Here is a 19924-nt window from a genome sequence, read left to right on the forward strand (position 1 = left end):
CCGTCATGCGTGAGCGTCTCGTCGTCATCGGCAACGGCATGGCCTCGTTGCGCTTCCTCGAACGCCTGACCGAGGCGGCGCCGGGCCTCTACGACGTCACGGTGGTCGGCGCCGAGCCGGTGGCCGCCTACAACCGGGTGCTGCTGTCCTCGCTGCTCGGCGGCGAGGTCGACGAGGGCGCCTGCGCCTTCCGGGGCCTCGACTGGTACGAGAGCCACGGTATCCGCCTCATCACCGGCGCTCCGGTCACGCAGATCGACCGCGAGAACGCGATGGTCATCGTCGGCGAGGCGCACGTCCTGCCCTTCGACAAGCTCGTGCTGGCCGTCGGCTCCCTGCCGATCCGGCTGCCGAAGCCCGGCATGGACCTGCCCGGCGTCCTCACCTTCCGCGACCTCGCCGACGTCGCCGCGATCCGCCGGGCGGCGGTGGCCGGGGCGAAGGCCATCGTCATCGGCGGCGGCCTGCTCGGGCTGGAGGCGGCCGTCGGCCTCGCCCGCCTCGGGGTCGACACCACCCTGCTCCACGTCATGGACCGGCTGATGGAGCGCCAGCTCGACCACGCGGCCGCCGACCTCGTCAAACGCGCCATGGAATCGCGCGGCATCCGGGTGCTGCTCGAGGCCGACACCGCCACGATCGAGGGCGAGGGCCGGGTCGAGCGCCTCGTCCTATCGGACGGCACGGTGCTGCCGGCCGACCTCGTGGTGATGTCGGTGGGGGTGCGCCCCAACGCGGGCCTGGCCCGGGACGCCGGGATCGAGATCGGTCGCGGCATCAAGGTCGACGACCGCATGACGAGTTCGGACCCACGCATCTTCGCGCTCGGCGAATGTGCCGAGCATCGCGGGCTCGTCTACGGCCTCGTGGAGCCGGCCTACGAGCAGGCGGAGGCCCTGAGCCGCCACCTCATCGGCGAGGAGGCGGCCTATGCCGGCACCGCCCTGTCGACGAGCCTCAAGGTCTCGGGCCTGCCGGTGTTCTCCGCCGGGCAGATCGAGGCGCCCGATGGCGCCGAGACGGTGGTGATGTCCGATCCCGGCCTCGGCCTCTACCGCAAGCTCGTCATCGCCGACGACCGGCTCATCGGCGCGGTCTTCGTCGGCGACATCTCCGAACAGGGCTGGTGCAAGTCCCTGATCCGCTCGGGCGAACGCATCGCGGACCGCCGCGACGACCTGATGTTCGGGCGCGCGGCGCCCCAAGCTCAATCCCTGGCAGCATGATGGAGGCTACCATGGCCGACGACTTCAACGCCGAGCAGAAGCGCTACCTCGAAGGCTTCGCCTCGGGCATCGCCGCCGCGCGCCTCACCGGCGGCCTCGCCCTCGGGCAAGGTGCCGCCGCGCCCTCCGAACCCACCGGGCCGGACGCGATCCACATCAAGGCGCAGGACGCCGCCGTGAAGGCCGGCGGCAAGCTCGTCGACCAGGAGAAGTGGAAGCGCGCCGAGAACCCGTTCGAGGGCCACAACCGCCTCATCGCGGAAGCCGCCGCCGGCAAGACCCCGAAGCCCGAGGACAACTTCCGCTGGCGCTACCACGGCCTGTTCTGGCTCTCGCCGGCCAGCAGCGATTTCATGTGCCGCCTGCGCATCCCCAACGGCATCCTGCAGCACTGGCAGTTTGCCGGCATCGCCGACCTCGCCGACGCCCACGGCGGCGGCTACAGCCACGTCACCACCCGCGCCAACCTCCAGGTCCGCGAGATCAAGGTCGAGCACGGCCAGCCCTTCCTCGACGGGCTGATCGACCTCGGGCTCACCGCCCGCGGCTCGGGGGCGGACAACATCCGCAACGTCACCGGCTCGCCGGTGGCCGGCATCGACGCGCAGGAACTGCTCGACACCCGGCCGCTGGCGAAATCCTGGCACAACTGGATCGTCAACGACCGCTCGCTCTACGGCCTGCCGCGCAAGTTCAACGTCGCCTTCGACGGCGGCGGCGTCATGCCGGTGCTGGAGGAGACCAACGACATCGGCTTCCAGGCGGTCGAGGTCCTGGAGGGTGCCGCGGTCGCTCCGGGCGTGTGGATGCGCCTCGTGCTCGGCGGCATTTCCGGCCACCGCGACCTCGCCCGCGACACCGGCGTCGTCCTGAAGCCCGGGGACTGCAACCGGGTCGCCGACGCCATCCTGCGGGTGTTCATCAAGAACGGCGACCGCACCAACCGCAACAAGAGCCGCATGAAGTACGTCCTCGACGCCTGGGGCTTCGACAAGTACCTCGCCGCCGTCGAAGAGGAGCTGGGCTACACGCTCGCTCGTGTCGATCCCGCCCATGTCGCCCCGCGCGGGCCCATGGACCGCTTCGCCCATGTCGGCGTCCACGAACAGGTGCAGCCCGGCCTCAACTGGATCGGCGTGATCCTGCCGGTGGGCAAGATGACCACCGACCAGATGCGGGCCCTGGCCGCCATCGCCGCCGACTGCGGCGACGGCGCCATCCGCCTCACCGTCTGGCAGAACTTCCTGTTCTCGGGCGTGCCTGACGCGAAGGTCGCCGAGGTCGAGGCGCGGGTCGCCGCGCTGGGGCTCACCACCTCGGCGTCGAGCATCCGCGCCGGCCTCGTGGCCTGCACCGGCATCAAGGGCTGCAAGTTCGCCGCCTCCGACACCAAGGGCCACGCCCTGATGATCGCCGACTACATCGAGGCGAACGTCATCGAGCTCGACGTGCCGGTGAACGTCCACGTCACCGGCTGCCACCATTCCTGCGCCCAGCACTACATCGGCGACATCGGCCTCATCGGCGCCAAGGTCCCGGTGGGCGAGGAGGGCGACACCGTCGAGGGCTACGACATCGTCGTCGGCGGCGGCTTCGGCGACGCCCCCAAGATCGGCACCGAGATCTGGAAGGCGGTCAAGGCCGAGGATTGCCCCGGCCGGGTCGAGGCGCTGCTGCGCAGCTACCTCGCGCGGCGCACGAGCCCCGCCGAGAGCTTCCAGGCCTTCACCGCCCGCACCGGGCCCGAGACCCTGCGCAACCTCGCCGAAGACCAACCCGTGTTGAGAGCCGCCGCATGAGCGAGCACGTCGCCCCCCCGCTGGTCCTCATCCCCGAGACCGCCCCCTTCTCCGACGACCAGCGCTCCTGGCTGTCGGGCTATTTCGCGGCGCTGCTCGGCCCGGCCGTCGAGGGTGCCACCGCGCTGGCACCCGGCGCCCTGCCGGGCGGGCCAAAGCTCGCCGACAACGACGACGCGCCCTGGCACGACCCGGCCATGCCCCTGCCCGAGCGCATGGACATGGCGCGTGAGCGGCCCGAGCCCCAGAAGCTGATGGCGGCCATGGCCCAGCAGGACTGCGGCCAGTGCGGCTACAACTGCGCCGATTACGCCAATGCGATCTTCCTCAAGAAGGAGGAGCGGCTGAACCTGTGCCAGCCCGGGGGCAAGGACACCCTCCGGATGCTCAAGAAGCTGGAGGAGGAGTTCGGCACTGCCGGAGGCGTCACTGCCAAGACCGTCGATGCCGATGCGCCCAAGGCGGAGGCCCCGCTCGGGCCGCTCGGCTACTGCCGCGAAAACTCGGTGGAGGCGACCTTCCTGTTCCGCAGGCGCCTCAACGCGCCGGGCGGCGAGAAGGAGACCTGGCACATCGAGTTCGACCTGACGGATACGCCGATCGAATACGTCGTCGGCGATTCGCTGGGCCTGTTCCCGACTAACGCCCCGGCGTTGGTCGATGCGGTGATCGCCGAACTCGGCAGCCGGCCCGAGCGGATGATCGGGGGCAAGACCCTGCGCCAGCGCCTCATCGCCGACTACGCGCTCGGCGGCGCGCCGGACGCGCTCTACCAGCTCCTCTCGCTCCTGACCGCGGGGGAGGCCCGCAGGAAGGCGCAGGCGCTCGCCGCCGGCGAGGACCCGGACGGGGACGCCGCCCATCTCGACGTGCTCGGCGCGCTCCACAAGTTCCCCGGTGCCCGGCCCGATGCGGAGGTGTTCCTGGAAGCCTTGGACGCGTTGCAGCCGCGGCTGTACTCGATCTCGTCGAGCCCCAAGGCCGATCCGGGCCGGGTCTCGCTGACGGTGGACGCGGTGCGCTACACCCACCGCTCGCGCCTGCGGCTCGGCGTCGCCTCGACGCACCTGGGCGAGCGCATGCCCGAGAGCACCAAGGTCAAGGTCTACCTGCAGAAGGCGCACGGCTTCGCGCTGCCCGAGGACCTGTCGAAGGACGTCATCATGTGCGGCCCCGGCACCGGCATCGCGCCGTTCAGGGCCTTCCTGCGCGAGCGGGCCGCGACCAAGGCGCCGGGGCGCAACTGGCTGTTCTATGGCCACCAGCGCCAGGCCTCCGACTTCTTCTACAGGGACGAGCTGAACGGCCTGAAGGACGCGCGTGTTCTGACCCGCCTGTCGCTGGCCTGGTCGCGCGACGGCACCGAGAAGACCTACGTCCAGGACCGCATGCGCGAGAACGGCGCCGAACTCTGGAAGTGGCTGGAGGAGGGCGCGCATTTCTACGTCTGCGGCGATGCCAAGCGCATGGCCAAGGACGTCGAGCGCGCGATCATCGACGTCGCCGGCGCCCACGGCGGCAAGAACCCCGACGAGGCCGTGGCCTATCTCGCGCACCTGAAGAAGAGCGGGCGCTACCAGGCCGACGTTTACTGAGGTGGCATTCCCCCTCCCCGCAAGGGGGGAGGACACGTCGCCATCCCTGAGGATCACGCCATGAATGCGCACGTCCCGGACCCGGTGCCGGTCACCGTCAAGACCACCTGCCCCTATTGCGGCGTCGGCTGCGGCGTGCTCGCGACCCCGGACGGGCAGGGCGGGGCGGCTATCGCGGGCGACCCGTCGCATCCGGCCAACTTCGGCCGCCTGTGCTCGAAGGGCTCGGCGCTGGGCGAGACCCTGTCCCTCGACGGCCGGCTGCTCCACCCCTCCGTCGACGGCGCCCGGGCGAGCTGGGACGCCGCCCTGTCGACGGTGGCCGACGGCTTTGCCCGCATCGCCGCAAAGCACGGGCCGGAGGCGATCGCGTTCTACCTGTCGGGCCAGCTGCTCACGGAGGATTATTACGTCGCCAACAAGCTCGCCAAGGGCTTCATCGGCACGCCCAACGTCGATACCAACTCGCGCCTTTGCATGTCGAGCGCGGTGGCCGCGCACAAGCGCGCCTTCGGCTCGGACACGGTGCCCGGCTGCTACGAGGACCTCGACGAGGCCGACGTGATCGTGCTGGTGGGCTCCAACACCGCCTGGTGCCACCCGATCCTGTTCCGCCGCATGGTCGATGCGCGCACCCGGCGCGGGACGAAGCTCGTCGTCGTCGATCCCCGCCGCACCCAGACCGGGGAGGAGGCCGACCTCTTCCTCGGGCTCGAGCCCGGCACCGACACGGCCCTGTTCTCCGGCCTCTTCGTCCATCTGGTCGAGACCGGGGCGATCGACCGCCGCTTCGTCACCGAGCACACCACTGATTTCGAGGCCGCCCTGGAGCGCGCCCGCACCATCGCCCCCGACGTACCCGCCACCGCTCGGGCGACCGGCCTCGCGATCGCGGACGTGGCCGCCTTCTTCGCGCTGTTCGCCGCGACCCCGCGCGTGGTCACCGCCTTCTCGCAGGGCGTGAACCAGTCGGCGCAGGGGACCGACAAGGGCAACGCGATCATCAACTGCCACCTGGCCACCGGGCGCATCGGCAAGCCCGGGTGCGGACCGTTCTCGCTCACCGGCCAGCCCAACGCCATGGGCGGGCGCGAGGTCGGGGGGCTGGCCAACATGCTGGCCGCCCACATGGGGTTTTCCGCCCCCGACGTCGACCGGGTCCGCCGGTTCTGGGACGCGCCGGCCATCGTCACCGGCGAGGGCAGGAAGGCCGTGGCCCTGTTCGAGGGGATCCGCGCCGGCACCGTCAAGGCGCTGTGGGTGATGGGCACCAACCCCCTCGTCTCGATGCCGCAGGCGGACACGATCCGCGAGAGCATGGGACAACTCGACCTCTACGTGGTCTCCGAGGCGGTGGACGACAGCGACACGGTACGCGCACGCGGGCGGACCACGGTGCTGCTGCCGGCGCTGGCCTGGGGCGAGAAGGACGGCACCGTCACCAACTCCGAGCGCCGCATCTCGCGCCAGCGCGGGTTCCTGCCCGCGCCGGGCGAGGCCCGCGCCGATTGGGCGGTGATGGCAGACGTCGGCCGGCGCCTGGGCTTCGGGGCCGCCTTCCGGTTCGACGGGCCGGCGGCGGTGTTCCGCGAGCACGCCGCCCTCTCCGGCTTCGAGAACGCGGGCAGCCGCGACTTCGACCTCACCGGCGTCGGCGCCATCACCGACGCCGCCTACGACGACGCCGCGCCGCTGCAATGGCCGCTGCGCGACTCAGGGGATGGACAGGCCCGGCTGTTCGCGGACGGCCGCTTCTTCACGCCCGACCGGCGCGCCCGCTTCATAGCGGTGGAAGCGCCGGCACTGGCCTCGACGCCGGGCCCGGACTTCCCCTTCGTCCTCAACACCGGCCGGGTCCGCGACCACTGGCACACGATGACGCGCACCGGCAAAAGCCAGCGCCTCTCGGCGCACCGGGCCGTGCCCTTCGTCGAGATCCACCCCGACGACGCGGCCGCGGCGGGCCTCGCCAACGGGGACCTCGCGCGGGTCGCCACGTTCCACGGCAGCGCCGTCCTCGAGGTGATGGTCACCGCAGGCGTCCGTCCGGGCAGCCTGTTCGCCCCCTTCCACTGGAGCGACGCCACGGCGTCGGACGCCCGCGTCGGCGCCCTGGTGCGTGGCGTGCCCGACCCGGTCTCGGGCCAGCCCGAGCTCAAGGCGACCCCGGCCGCGGTCGCGCCGGTCGCCTACCGCCACCGCGGCTTCCTCCTCGCCCGCGCGCCGATCCGTCCGCCGGCGGGCTGGTGGTGGGCGCGGGCCACGGTCCAGGGCGGCTCGGGGCTGCAGTTCGCCACGCAGGATTCCTCCCGCGAGGTGGCCCTGGCGATGCGCGGCCTGTTCCAGGGCCTCGACGTCGCCGACTACGCCGACCACGGTCGCGGCCGCTATCGCTGTGCCGTGTACGACGAGGGCCGTCTCGTCGCCTGCCTCGCCCTGGCCCGGAGCGCGGAGCGCCCGGACTGGGAGGCGGAAAAGGCCTATTTCGCGGCTCCGGCCCTCGAGCCGAGCGCCCGGCGCGCCCTGCTGTCCGGCCGGGCCGAGACCGCATCGGCCGGGCCCACGGTCTGCGCCTGCCATGGGGTCGGCCTCGACGTGGTCGCGGCCGCCATCGCGGCGGGTGCCGGCAGCGTGGAGGCGGTGGGCGCCGCCTGCAGGGCGGGCACGAATTGCGGCTCGTGCATCCCTGAGATCCGCAAGATGCTGCCGCCCGCGCTTGCGCGCGACGCCGCGTAGTCGCACTTTCGGGTCGCGGGCCGTCCCAGGCCCGATCCGCTGTCGAGAACCATGAGTACACCGAGAACTCCCCGCGAAACCCGGGCCGCCGGAAGCACCACCCGCGAGGGCGCAGGCCCGGCCGGCCTCGAACCGCTCGCCGTCCTGCCGGTCTTCGTGCCGCTCGTCGGAAAGCGCGCGGTGCTCGCCGGGTCCAACGGCGGGGCGCCTTGGAAGGTGAAGCTGCTGGCCGCGGCCGGCGCCCACGTCGACGTCTACGCGCCCGAGCCGAGCGAGGAACTGCGCGCGGTGCCGGGGGAGATCGTCGCAGGCTCGGTCACGCTGCACGAGCGCCAGTGGCACCCGGCCGACCTCGACGGCGCCGCCTTCGTCATCGGCGCCATGGAGGACGAGACCGACTGCATCGAATTCGTCGCCGCCGGGCGCCGGGCCGGCGCCATCGTCAACGCCGTCGACCGGCCGCACCTGTGCGACGTGAAGTTCGGCGCCATCGTCAACCGCTCGCCGATGGTGGTCGGCATCTCCACCGAGGGCGCCGCCCCGGTCTTCGGGCAGACGGTGCGGGCGCGCATCGAGGGCATGCTGCCGCGCGGGTTCAAGGCCTGGATCGGGGCGGCGCGGGATTGGCGCGAGGAGGTGACGAGTCGCTTCCACGCCTTTTCCGACCGCCGCGCCTTCTGGGAGCGGTTCACGGATCGCGCCTTCGCCGAACCCGACCGGACGCCCACGAGCCAGGACCTCGCCGAACTCCTCGGCCAGACCGAGGCCGCGCCCAAGGGCGGTGCGGTGACGCTGGTCGGCGCCGGGCCCGGCGACGCCGAACTCCTCACCCTAAAGGCCCTGCGCGCCCTGCGCAACGCCGACGTGATCCTCTACGACGACCTCGTCGCGCCCGAGATCCTCGACTACGCCCGCCGCGAGGCCCGCACCATGCTGGTGGGCAAGACCGGGCACGGCCCGTCCTGCCGCCAGGACGACATCAACGCGCTGATGGTCTCCCTGGCCAAGTCCGGCAAGCAGGTGGTGCGGCTCAAGTCCGGCGATCCGCTGGTGTTCGGCCGGGCCGGGGAGGAGATCGACGCCTGCCGTCTGGCCGGCGTGCCGGTGAGCGTGGTGCCCGGCATCTCGGCGGCGCAGGGCGCGGCGGCCTCGCTCACCGTCTCGCTCACCAACCGCGACGCGGCCCGGCGCCTTCAGTTCGTCACCGGCCACGACCGGCGCGGGGCGCTGCCGGAAGACCTCAACTGGGGGGCGCTGGCCGATCCGAGCGTCACCACCGTGGTCTACATGCCCAAGAAGACGCTGCGGGTGCTGCTGGAACGCGCGGTCGCCGAAGGGCTGGCGCCGACGACCACCGCGCTCCTCGTCTTCAACGCCACCCGGCCCAACCAGGCGGTGGTCGCGGGCACGGCCGCCGACCTCGCCGACCGGGTCGAGGCCTCGGGCCTGGAGGGACCCGCGCTGCTGATGGTGGGCGAGGCGTTGCACCACCACGGCGCCCAGGCGACGGCGGAGGCGGGCGAACGCGGGCAGGTGGCGGTGTGAAGGATCAGGCCCGCAGCCACCGTCCGCCGCCCGCGACGCCGACGAGAAGGACCGCCACCAGGAGGAAGGCCGCCGCCAGGCTGGTGGCATGGGCGAGGACTCCGATCAGCGCCGGCCCGGCCAGCACGCCGGCATAGCCCAGCGTGGTCACTGCCGGGATCGCCAGGCGCTCGGGCATCGCCCGCTGGCGCGCGGCCGCGGTGAACAGCACCGGCACGATGTTGGCGCAGCCGGCCCCGACCAGGGCGTAGCCGGCGAGCGCCGCCGGCCAGCCGGGCACCATCGTGACGACCGCGAGGCCCAGCGCGGCGAGCGCACCGCCACCGGCGACCACGCGTTCCGGGCCGAGCCGCGTCACGATCGCATCGCCGGTGAGCCGCCCCACCGTCATGGTCGCCGAAAAGGCGGCATAGCCGAGGCCGGCCTGCGCCGCCGGGAGCCCGCGCTCCTGCACCAGGAACACCGCGCTCCAATCCAGCGCCGACCCTTCGGTGAGGAACACGACGAAGCAGAGAACGCCGAGGAACAGCACCCGGCCGCGGGGCATCGCGAAGGCGGGCCCGCCGCCGCCGCCGCTCGGCAGGATGCCGGGCAGCGCCGCCACGAAGGCCGCGACGATGCAGGCGACGCCGACGAGGGTGGCGCTCCACGGCGTCAGGCCGAGGCTCAGCATGGCGCTGACCCCGGCGGCCCCGACGATGCAGCCCAGGCTGTAGAGCCCGTGGAAGCCCGACATCATCGGGCATCCGGCCCGCCGCTCCACCGCCACGGCCTGGAGGTTCATGAGGCAGTCGAGGCAGCCCATCCCGGCCCCGAACAGCACAAGGGCCGCGGTGAGCAGGGCGACGTCGGCCACCGCCGCCAGGACCGGCAGGGTGGCGCAGATGACCGCCACGGCCACGGCGAGGACCGTGCGCGACCCGAACCGGGCCGCCATGGCGCCGGCCGTCGGCATCGCCACGAGGGAGCCGATCCCGAGCGCGAGGAGCAGCAGGCCGAGGGCGCCGTCGTCGAGCCCGGTCCGCGCCTTGACGAAGGGCACCAGCGGCGCCCAGGCGGCGACGCCGAACCCGACGATCAGGAACAGGAGGCGGGTGGCCAGGATCTCGGTGGCCGGCATCTTGATGGCCGTGATCTCGGTGGGCCGGCCGGTGGCGGACGTCTCGGTCGCGGGGGTCGAGGGCATTCTGGCTTTCGGGGGCTGAGGCGGTGCGACCGCGGGTGTGATGGATCGAGGCGGCGAGCGTGTGACCCTCGCGCATCCCCTCGGAGCGGCACGGGCGACCCTTTGCGGGGTTGCCCGTGCCGCCGCCCTATGGTCTTGGCCCCGGGACCGGTCGGGCGGCGACGGCGCGCCGCGATCGGGAGCGAGGGGTTTTCGACATGCGGCGTGCGCTTCCCATCATCGCTTTCGCCCTGGGTGTCGTGGCGCTGGGCATCGCCAGCGTGTTCGCGTTCCTGCCCGGCGCGCGCGAGGTGTCCACCAGCAGCGTGGGCGGGCCGTTCACGCTGACGACGCAGGACGGGCGACGGGTCACCGAGCGCGATTTCACCGGCGCCACCCACCTCGTGTTCTTCGGCTTCACCCATTGTCCCGACATCTGCCCGACGACCCTGCAGCAGATCGGCGACGTGCTGAAGGCGCTGGGGCCCAAGGGCCGGGACACCAAGGCCCTGTTCATCGCGGTCGACCCCGAGCGCGACACGCCGGCCGCCCTCAAGGCCTATCTCGCCAGCTTCGACCCGCGCATCGTCGGCCTCACCGGCTCGCCCGAGGAGGTCGCCGCGGCGGTGAAGGCCTATCGCGCCTACGTCCGCAAGGTACCGACCAAGGGCGACGACTACACCATGGACCACACCGCGCTGGTCTACATCATGGACGCCAGGAACCGCTTCGTGACCGCCCTCAACCTCGCCCGCCCCCCCGAGCAGAGCGCGGCCGAACTCGGCAAGCTGTTGTGATGCGGTTCCCGCTTGAATCAAGCGGGAACCGCATCACCGAGCCCGCGCGGCACCTGAGCGAAGCCCATTTCCGCATCACGAAGTGATCAACAGGAAATGATATGACGCGAAATCAGTTCGATTGCTTTGCAATACGGATCTCGGCTTCGCTCGAGCGCCGCGCGGGCTGAATCACAAGGCGTCCGCCTGGATTAAGCGGACGCCTTGTGATCACTGCGACCGGGCGAGAGGGCGCCGCTGCGGGAGGTGCGCGAGAGGCCGTGCTCGGTCTTGTTCCAGCGGTCGGGCGCGGTGACGAGTTCGATCAGCCCGAGCCAGGCCGCCGCGCTCATGAGCAGGAAGTAGGCCGGCAGCAGCGGCACGAACGGCAGCAGGTCCCACCATCCCCGCCGCACCGCGCCGAGTGCCGCCGGTGCCAGCATCGCGGCAAATCCGGTGAGGAGGATGACGATTGCCGTGCCCGTGGGCAGGTTCGACCAGAAATCCGGCGCCGATTCGATCCGGCCCGGCCAGAGCCCGATCACCGCCGGCAGCATCAGGAACGGGTAGGCGAGGGCGGAGAGCACGGTGCCCGGCACCATGGCCAGCGCACACAGGGTGCCCGGCAGGCCCAGCTCGCGAAAGGTCCGCAGCGGGTGACGGCCATGGGTCAGGCTCGTCTGCAGGAAGCCCTTCATCCAGCGGGTGCGCTGGGCCAGCCAGGCGCCGATCCGCGCAGGCGCCTCCTCGATGGTGTCGCTGGGCAGGTCGCCGACGTGATAGCCCGCCCGCGCCAGCCGGATGCCGAGGTCGCAATCCTCGGTCACGTTCCAGGCGTCCCAGCCATGGACCGCGCGCAGCACGTCGGTGCGGAAATGGGTCGAGGTGCCGCCCAGCGGCGTCGGCATCTTCCACGCGGCCAGGGCCGGGCCGAGGACGTCGAACAGCGCCCCGTACTCGAGGGCGAACAGGCGGGTGAGCCAGGCGTCGCGGACGTTGTCGATGACGAGGCGGCCCTGGAGGCAGGCGGTCTGGCGCGGGGCGCGGGCGAACCGCGAGGCGGCGGCGCGCAGTTGGCCGGGGTCGGGCACGTCCTCGGCGTCGTAGACCACGAGATGCTCGCCGCGGGCGAGCGGCAGGGCGGCGTTGAGGGCGCGCGGCTTGGTGCGCGGCAGGCCCGGCGGCACCACGATCACCTCGAACCGGCCCGGCAGCGGCGCGGCGGCCAGGGCGGCGGCGGTCTCGCCGTTGTGCGCCTCGATCAAGAGCTTGATGTCGAGCTTGGCCGCGGGATAGTCGAGCCGGCCGAGCGCCAGGATCAGGCGCGGCACCACGGCGGTCTCGCGGTGGAGGGCGACGAGGACGGTGTAGATCGGCAGGTCGATGTCGGCCAGCGGCGGGGCGGTGGCCTCCGGGTCCGGGTCGACCGAGACGGCGGCCACGCGAAAGGTGACGAGGACGAGAAAGCCGATCTGCAGCAGCGTCCAGGCGCCCATGAGCACCGGGGACGGCAGGGCAAGGCAGGCGACCGCGACAGCCCAGAGCCCGAGGCCGGCGGCGGCGAGGGTCGGCGGCGGCGCCCGCGTCTTGAGGGCCCAGTCCGGCCGCCGCACCTGGAGGTCGTCCGCCGCGTGGGCGGCGATGCCGGCGGGATTCTGGGCGAACACGGCCCGGCGCAGGCCGGTCGGCGTCGCGATCGCCGGCATCCGCCCGACCGGGCCACGGCCCTCCAGCAGTTCGCGGATGGCCCGGCCGCGCGGAGCGTAGACGAAGGCGGCACCCGTCCCGGGCAGCAGGGGAGCGAGCCCGGCCACCAGGCTCTCGGGGTAGCGGGTGCCCGGTCCGAGGGGCAGGGGCTCGCTGAGGAAGGGCGCCCCGAGGGCACGGGCCAGGGCCCGGTAATAGGCGTCCTCGCTCACCGTCCCGGTGGCCACCAGCACCGTGGCGGCATCGCTGCCGCAGGCCTCGGCCCGGGCGGCGGCCTCCACGAGCCCGGCCGGCGCGACGCCTTCGGCGAGGAGGAAGCCGATCTCCACCGGGAGCCGGGTGCCGCCGGCCCGCGTTTCCCCGCGAACCGGTCGTCCGGCGTCGCGTCGCGGCCACCTGAAACCCGGGATCGACACCAGAACCGGCTCCCGACGGTTGCGGATCGTGCTAAGCGGGTGCGCGTCGGCAGGCCGACGTTTCGCCCGCCGCGATCCTCGGAGTGCCGCAAGGTCCGGTCGAACAAACCGCACGGCACGTTTGCGGACCCTGCTGAGAGGACCTCGGTGAGCCACAGCCCGTCCGCGCATCGCCAGCGCACCACGCCTGCAACCCTTGCGTCAAGATGCCCGCAGGGATTGCGAACCGCAATCGTCCTGGCCGTTCTGACGCTCGCGGGCGGGGACGGGGCCCTGGCCCAGGGCGCCGAGACTCCCAGAGCCGGGACTCCCAGAGCCGAGACTGCGAAGACCGAGACTTCGAAATCCGCCGCCCCCGGGGTGATGGTGCCCAACCTGTGGAATCCGCGCAGCCGCCAGGAGCGCCTCGAGGCGCCACAGACCGGCCGCCCGGTCCGCTTCCTCACCGACGACGAGTTTCCGCCGCTGCATTTCTCGGGGCCCGACGGCACGCCCACGGGCTTCGTGGTCGAGCTCGCCCGCGCGGTCTGCGAGCGCCTGTCGATCACCTGCACCGTCCAGGCCCGCCGGTTCGATACCCTCCTCGACGCCCTGGCCGAGCGCCAGGGCGACGTGGTCGCCGCGGCGATCCCGCTGACGCCGGCCCTGCGCGCCCGCTTCCTGGCGACGCGGCCGTACTTCCGGTGGCCCGCGCGCTTCGCCGCCCGCAGCGACCGGGGACTGCCGGCGCCCTCGGCCGAGGCCCTGGCCGGCAGGACCGTGGCGGTGTTGGGCGGCAGCGCGCATGCGGCCTACCTCAAGGCGTTCTTTCCCAAGGCCTTGGCCAAGGACTTCACCGATCTCGGCGCGGCGCAGGGCGCGCTCAAGCGCGGCGAGACCGACTATTTGTTCTCCGACGGCCTCACCCTCGCCCTCTGGATCGGCGGCACCGAGGCCGAGGGCTGCTGCGGCTTCCTCGGCGGCGACTACCTGGAGAACCGCTACTTCGGCGAGGGCATCGGCTTCGTCGCCCGCCGCGAGGACGTTGCCCTGTCCCGCGCCCTGGACGACGCCCTGCAGCGGCTGTGGGACGAGGGCAAGTACACCGAGATCTACCTGCGCTTCTTCCCGGTGAGCCCGTTCTGACCGCCGGGCTCGCCGGTCAGACCACCCGGCGCGACACCAGCCCCACCGCCGTCACCAGCGAGAGCGCCGCGACGGTGATCATCACGCCCCAGGCCGGCAGCGCCGCGGCCCAGCCTTCGCCCAGCGCCATCTGGTAGGCCTCGATCGCCCAGGCGTTGGGCGTGAACCAGCCCGCCTCCTGCAGCCAGGGCGGCATCAGGAAGCGCGGCACCATGCTGCCGCCCACCGCCGAGAGCAGGAGCACGCCGAAGGTCGAGGCCAGATGCGCCTGCTGGCGGGTGGAGGCCGCGGCACAGGCCGCCAGCGCCAAACCGGCCGCCATCGCCGACACGAGGAGCGAGGTCGCGAGCCAGGACGCCAGATGCGGGCCGACGTCGACCCCGTAGAACAGGGTGGCGGCGGTGAAGATGAGCCCGGCCTGGAGCACGCCCTGCACCACCAGGAAGCCGAACTTGCCGACCACGATCACCGCCAGGCCGCCGGGGCCGGCCATCAGGCGGTCGGCGAGGCCCGACTGGCGCTCCTCCACCAGGGACATCGCCCCCTGCATGGCGGCGAACAGCAGGAACACCGCGGTGATGGCGCCAGCATAATAGCCGACCCGCTCGTTGGCCTGGCCCGAGGACGTCGAGCGGCGCTCCACCAGGGAGGCGAAGGAGAACGGCTCCTTGCGCGCCCGCTGCTCGGCGAAGGCGGAGGTGAGGAAGGCGCGCTCGTCCGGCCCGATCTTGCCCGAGCGTTCGACGTCGGCGACGATCCGCGCCAGCACCACGTCGGGCAGCGATTCGTTGAGGATCCGCTGCAGCTGGCCCAGGGCGATCGGCGTCGCCAGGGCGCGGGCCGGGTTCTCGACGAGGACGACGGGCTGGGCGGCCTCGTCCTTGCCGGCGCCGGTATCGAGGTCGCCGCGCAGGACGAGGGCGGCATCGACCTCGCCGCGGCGGACGGACGCCGTGGCCTGCGCGATGGAGGTGGCGCGCAGCATCTCGATGCGCAGCGAGGGATCCTCGGAGAGGGCGGCGACCAGGCGCTGGGTGGTGGCGCTGCCGACGAGGTCGACGAGGCCGAGGTGGATGCGAATGCGGTCGCCGATGGCGCCCGAGAAGATCGCCGCGAAGATCACGAAGATCACGGTCGGCAGCACGAACGCCATCGCCAGGGCGGCGCGGTCGCGCAGCAGGCTCAGGAGCATGACCCGGAAGGCGGCACCGATCACGACGGGCTCCTTGCCACGATGCGCGGATGGCCCCGGTCGACCGGGGCGGGGTCGAGGGCGGCGCGGTAGAGGGTCTCGACGCCCGGCGCGCGGATGCGGATTTCGCCCACCGGCACGCCCTGGCCGCGCAGGGCGGACAGGAGGGCGGCGCCCTCCGGCCCGCCGCGATGGGTCGCCCGCCAGGTCAGGCCGGTATCGACGGGGGTGAAGCCCGCGCCGCGCAGGGCGGCGGTGGCCGCCGCGTCGGGCAGGTCGACGAGGGCGACCTCGTGCTCGGGCGCGCCCTGGTGCAGGCGAGCGAGGAGGTCGGACAGGCGACCCTCCTGGACGATCCTGCCGCCGGCCATGACCGCGATGCGGTCGGCGAGGCGCTCGACCTCGGCGAAATCGTGGCTGGCGATGAGGATCGCCGCACCCTCCGCCCTCAGGCGCGCGAGCACCGCGTGGATCGCGGCCCTGGCGGCGAGGTCGACGCCCTGCGTCGGCTCGTCGAGGAGGACGAGCCGCGGCCGCGCCATCAGGCTCGCGGCGATGTTGACCCGGCGCTGGTAGCCGCCCGAGAGCAGCCCGACCGGCCGGCGGGCGACGTCGGCGATGTCGGCCAGGTCGAGGGCGGCCCGCACCAGGGCGGGGCGCTCGCGCCGCGTGAGGCCGGAGAGCTGTGCGAACACGTCGAGGTTCTCGGCGACGCTCAGGCGCGGGTAGAGGGCGATGTCCTGGGGCACCCAGCCGATGCCGCCACGGATGGCGCGCTCGCGGTAGGGGTCGGCCCCGGCGATCCGCACGGTCCCGGATTCCGGCGGCAGCCGGCCGGCGACGAGGCGCATCAGCGAGCTCTTGCCCGCACCGTTGGGGCCGAGCAGCGCCAGGGTCTCGCCCGCGTCGAGGACGCAGTCGACCCCCTCCACCACCCGGCGCCCGCGATAGGAGAGCGAGGCCCCCCTGACCCGGACCAGGGGCACGTCCGGCTGGCTCATCGCGCGCGAATGGGTCAGCGCGGCGGCAGGGCGCGCGAGAGACGGACCCGCACCGACAGGCCGGGTTCGCGCACGGCGATGTGGGCGCGCTCGAAATCGGGCCGGGCGCCGCGCACGGCCTCGCCGGAAAAGCCGTAGGGTTCCAGGGGCAGGCCGAGGCCGGTCCGGTCAAGCCGGCCGTTGCCGTTGACGTCCTGGAAGACGGCGACCGCATAGGTCCCCGGCGCGACGTCCTGGAGGACGACCCGCTGGAGCGTGCCCCGAACCGGGGCGTCCTGCCCGGTCCGGCAGTTCGCCTCGGAGAGGCCGCCCTGGCAGAGCGCGACGTACAGGTTGCTCTGCACCGGCTCGATCCCGTCGACGGTGACCTCGACGGTGGCGGCGGCGGCGATCCCCGTCAACGACAGGCCCAGGACGGCGGGAGCGGCCCAGCGCAGCACGCTCACGTGGCCTCGCCCGAGGTCGCGAGCGGGGGCGTGTTGGGTAGCCCGGAGGTCTCGACGGGCACGCGGCCGGCGGCAAGCTCCTCCATGAGCAGCCGGGCGGTGATGCGCGCGCCCTCGTAGATCACCGGCAGGCCGGAACCCGGGTGGGTGCCGCCGCCGACGAGGTAGAGCCCCGGCCCGAAGCGGTTGTGGGGCCGGAAGTACAGCATCTGCATCAGGTCGTGGGCGAGATTGAAGGTGGCGCCCTCGTGGACGAAGAAATCGTCGCGCCACTGGGTCGGGTCGACGATGCGCTCGTAGCGGATGCGGCCCTCGATGTCGCCGAGGCCCAGGAGCTTGAGGCGGTCGAGGACGAGGCGGCGGTAGTCCGCCCGCACGCCCGGCCAGTCGATGCCAGCCTTGAGGTTGGGCACCGGCACGAGCACGTAGAGGCTGGTGTGGCCGGGGGGCGCCATGCCGCCGTCGGTGAAGCCCGCGTGCTGGACGTAGAGCGAGGGCTGCTGCGACAGCGTGCCGTCGGTGATCTCGCGGATGTTGCGGGCGTAATCGTCGGCGAGCAGGATGGTGTGGTGGCCCAGCGCGTCCGGCACGCTCCCCTCGATGCCGAGGTAGAGCATGAAGGTGGAGCACGAGAGGCGCGCCTTGGCGACCTTGGCGTCGCGCCAGCGCGGCCGATGGGTCTCGGGCACCAGGTCCGGCACGACACGGGCGAAGTCGCCGTTGATCACCACCGCGTCGGCGCCGATGCGCTCGCCGCCGACGATGACGCCGTCGGCCTTCTTTCCGGTGAAGGTGACGCGCTCGACCGCGGCGTTGAGACGGACGTCGACGCCCATGCGCCGGGCGAGGTTGGCCATCGCCTCCGAGACCGCGCCGCAGCCCCCGACCGGGTGATAGACGCCGTGCTCGTATTCGAGGAACGAGAGGATCGTGAACAGGCTCGGGCACCGGAACGGCGACATCCCGAGGTATTTGGTCTGGAACGCGAAGGCCAGGCGGATGCGCGGGTCCTTGAAGTAGCGCTTCAGGTCCTGGTCGACGCTGCGGCCCGGGTGGAGGTGGGGCAGGGCCGTGAGCATCGCCGGCGAGGCCATCGAGCGCAGGGTGTGAAAGGCCTGCTGCAGGATCGGCTTGAAGAACTTCAGCTTGACGCGGTTGTCCGCGAAGAACTTGCGCACGTTCGGGGCGTCGCCGGGGGCGATGCGGGCGACCTCGGCCTCGAGCCGGTCCATGTCGTTGGTGGCCCGGATCTCGCCGCCCGACTCGAACACGAGGTGATACTGCGGATCGAGCCGCTCGAGCTTGATGTGGTCCTCGAGCCGCTCACCGCAGGATTCGAAGATGTCGGCGAGGATCTGCGGGTAGAGGAAGAAGGTCGGCCCGATGTCGAACCGGAAACCGCCCGGCGCCTCGACCGTCTTGGTGCGCCCGCCGACCGCCTCGTCCTTCTCCAGGACGGTGACGTGGACCCCCGCCTTGGCGAGGAGCAGGGCCGTCGCCAGGCCACCGGGACCGGCACCGACGATGATGACTCGGCGTCCGGACAAGGTCCGCAAGCCGTCCCGTGACTGAAGCAACGCTCACAACTCCCGATGCCTGGGGGCCTACGCGGCGATCATAGCGCACTCGCCCGCGCAGCCGAAACGAGGCGGGGCCGGCCGGTTGGAACCCCGAGGCCGCCGCGTACCGACTGGGGGCAACATCGGCTACGCTTGGGTATGCGACAATTGCCACCGATTGTCGCGCATCGCACGCGACCGGCCCGCCAGATGGTGCAACGCGATGGCGCCGGCGGTGGCGACGTTGAGGGAATCGAAGCCCGGCGCCATCGCGATCCGCAGGGTCCGCGCCCTGGCCATGACCTCGGGCGCCAGGCCCGGCCCCTCCGTGCCGAGCAGGAGCAGGGCGCGCGGAACGTGGTCGAGGCGGTCGAGGTCGGTGCGTCCCCGCGGCGTCATGGCCAGCGGTACGAGGTGGTGCCGCTCGGCGAGGTCGAGGAGGGCATGTCCATCGGCCACGCGCGCCGAGGGCACGATCAGGGCGGCGCCCGCCGAGACCCGGATCGCCTTGCGGTAGAGCGGATCGCAGGTGGCGGCGTCGCGCAGGACCGCGTCGACGCCGAAGGCGGCGGCGTTGCGGAAGATCGCGCCGACGTTGTCGTGGTTGGTGAGCCCGAGGAGGCCGACGACGAGGGCCCCGGCCGGGGCAGGAGGGATCGATGCCTCGGGGTCGGGCGCCGGGCCGGCCACCCCCACCGCGAGCACGCCGCGGTGGATCGGAAAGCCGGCGATGGCGCTCATGACCGCGCGCGAGGCGACGTAGACCGGCGGAGGGGCGGGCAGGGCCGCGATCGCCCCCGTCAGGCCCTCGACCCGCTCGGGCAGCAGCAGGATCGAGTCGAGGGAAAAGCGGGACCGCGCCGACAGGGCGATGCGCAGGGTGACCTCGCCCTCGACGACGAAGCGCCCGGCCCGTCCGATCAGGTCGCGCTCGCGCATCGCGCCGTAGGCGGCGATGCGCGGATCGGCGGGGTCGTCGATGGCAACGACGTCGGGCACGCCCGCGTCACGCCTCCGGGGCGCGTCCCCCCATCCGGATCGCCAGCGGGTCGGCCTCCGCCTTGGTCGGCACCTTCACCAGGGCCTCGCCGTCGAGGACGACCTCGCCGGCGACGGAACAGGTGCACTTGAGGCGGGCGCGGCGGCGCTCGGGCACCAGCTCGGCCACCTCGACCTTCACCTCGACGGTGTCGCCGATGCGCACCGGCGCGCGAAAGTTCAGGGTCTGGGAGATGTAGATGGCCCCCGGACCGGGCAGGCGGGTGCCGAGCACCGCCGAGATCAGCCCGGCGGTGTAGAGGCCGTGGGCGATGCGGGTGCCGAAGGGGGTGCGCGCCGCGAAATGCTCGGAGAGGTGGATGGGGTTGCGGTCGCCGGTGATCTCGGCGAAGCCCACCACGTCGGACGAGGCGATGACCTTGAGCAGCGTCTCGGACATGCCGAGTTCGAGATCCTCGAAATAGAGGACGCGCAGTTCGGGCATCATCGTCGGGGTCTCCGTGTCGCGGTCGCCCGATACGGGCAGGGGCTCGTCGCAGGCGAGGGCTTGGTGCAGGCGAGGGCTTGGTGCCGCAGGGGCCGTCCATCGCCCTTCACACAGGCGAACACTCAAATCCAGCCCGCCGCCACCTGAAAA

General features: G+C 72.5%; 15 protein-coding genes. 7 read left to right on the forward strand and 8 right to left on the reverse strand.

Going from position 1 to position 19924, the window contains the following annotated elements; translation table 11 throughout:
* The first annotated feature begins 5 nt into the window (after positions 1–5).
* The 5 genes from ASG59_RS16885 to cysG are packed head-to-tail and all read left to right on the forward strand — an operon-like array spanning position 6 to position 8901.
* Entirely contained in the window at positions 6–1226 is a 1221-nt protein-coding gene (locus tag ASG59_RS16885) for an FAD-dependent oxidoreductase (protein WP_056410235.1), read from the forward strand.
* An 11-nt stretch (positions 1227–1237) separates the two neighbouring features.
* Entirely contained in the window at positions 1238–3025 is a 1788-nt protein-coding gene (locus tag ASG59_RS16890; protein WP_056410238.1) for a NirA family protein, read from the forward strand.
* Entirely contained in the window at positions 3022–4620 is a 1599-nt protein-coding gene (locus ASG59_RS16895; RefSeq protein WP_056410240.1) for a sulfite reductase subunit alpha, read from the forward strand. Before ASG59_RS16890 ends, ASG59_RS16895 begins: the two co-directional genes overlap by 4 nt.
* 60 nt (positions 4621–4680) lie before the next feature.
* Positions 4681–7356, forward strand: coding sequence for a nitrate reductase (locus ASG59_RS16900; protein ID WP_056410243.1), 2676 nt, complete (start codon positions 4681–4683; stop codon positions 7354–7356).
* A gap of 51 nt (positions 7357–7407) precedes the next feature.
* The gene (gene cysG / locus ASG59_RS16905) at positions 7408–8901 is read left to right on the forward strand and encodes a siroheme synthase CysG (RefSeq protein WP_055889095.1); all 1494 of its coding nucleotides are present in this window, start codon (positions 7408–7410) and stop codon (positions 8899–8901) included.
* Between the two features lie 4 nt (positions 8902–8905).
* Here the strand turns inward: cysG and ASG59_RS16910 are convergent, their stop codons facing one another.
* Entirely contained in the window at positions 8906–10087 is a 1182-nt protein-coding gene (locus ASG59_RS16910; protein WP_200945976.1) for an MFS transporter, read from the reverse strand.
* 197 nt (positions 10088–10284) lie between these two features.
* Between ASG59_RS16910 and ASG59_RS16915 the strand changes: the two genes are divergently transcribed.
* On the forward strand, positions 10285–10863 hold the full coding sequence (locus tag ASG59_RS16915) for an SCO family protein (RefSeq protein WP_056410244.1): 579 nt from the start codon (positions 10285–10287) through the stop codon (positions 10861–10863).
* 191 nt (positions 10864–11054) lie between these two features.
* On the opposite strand, the gene ASG59_RS21355 is transcribed toward ASG59_RS16915, so the two are convergent.
* On the reverse strand, positions 11055–12878 hold the full coding sequence (locus ASG59_RS21355; protein WP_056410246.1) for a glycosyltransferase family 2 protein: 1824 nt from the start codon (positions 12876–12878) through the stop codon (positions 11055–11057).
* 306 nt (positions 12879–13184) lie between these two features.
* Between ASG59_RS21355 and ASG59_RS16925 the strand changes: the two genes are divergently transcribed.
* Positions 13185–14090, forward strand: a complete 906-nt coding sequence (locus tag ASG59_RS16925) for a transporter substrate-binding domain-containing protein (RefSeq protein WP_244475739.1) — start codon at positions 13185–13187, stop codon at positions 14088–14090.
* 16 nt (positions 14091–14106) lie between these two features.
* On the opposite strand, the gene ASG59_RS16930 is transcribed toward ASG59_RS16925, so the two are convergent.
* From ASG59_RS16930 to croR, 6 genes are all read right to left on the reverse strand, one after another.
* Positions 14107–15306 carry an ABC transporter permease gene (locus ASG59_RS16930; protein ID WP_056410250.1) on the reverse strand — a complete coding sequence of 400 codons (1200 nt, stop codon included), beginning with the start codon at positions 15304–15306 and terminating at the stop codon, positions 14107–14109.
* A complete protein-coding gene (locus tag ASG59_RS16935) occupies positions 15303–16283 on the reverse strand; it encodes an ABC transporter ATP-binding protein (protein WP_055889108.1) in 981 nt (326 codons plus the stop codon). The genes ASG59_RS16930 and ASG59_RS16935 overlap by 4 nt, the downstream gene beginning before the upstream one ends.
* Before the next feature lie 14 nt (positions 16284–16297).
* Positions 16298–16729, reverse strand: coding sequence for a DUF2141 domain-containing protein (locus ASG59_RS16940; protein ID WP_244475740.1), 432 nt, complete (start codon positions 16727–16729; stop codon positions 16298–16300).
* Positions 16726–18306 carry a phytoene desaturase family protein gene (crtI, locus tag ASG59_RS16945; protein ID WP_056410252.1) on the reverse strand — a complete coding sequence of 527 codons (1581 nt, stop codon included), beginning with the start codon at positions 18304–18306 and terminating at the stop codon, positions 16726–16728. Before crtI ends, ASG59_RS16940 begins: the two co-directional genes overlap by 4 nt.
* A 129-nt stretch (positions 18307–18435) precedes the next feature.
* On the reverse strand, positions 18436–19287 hold the full coding sequence (locus ASG59_RS16950; RefSeq protein ID WP_056410255.1) for an RNA methyltransferase: 852 nt from the start codon (positions 19285–19287) through the stop codon (positions 18436–18438).
* Positions 19288–19294: 7 nt separating this feature from the next.
* Positions 19295–19774, reverse strand: coding sequence for a 3-hydroxybutyryl-CoA dehydratase (gene croR, locus ASG59_RS16955; RefSeq protein ID WP_055889117.1), 480 nt, complete (start codon positions 19772–19774; stop codon positions 19295–19297).
* Positions 19775–19924 lie beyond the last annotated feature (150 nt).

The organism is Methylobacterium sp. Leaf466 (assembly GCF_001425565.1).
GTDB lineage: Bacteria > Pseudomonadota > Alphaproteobacteria > Rhizobiales > Beijerinckiaceae > Methylobacterium.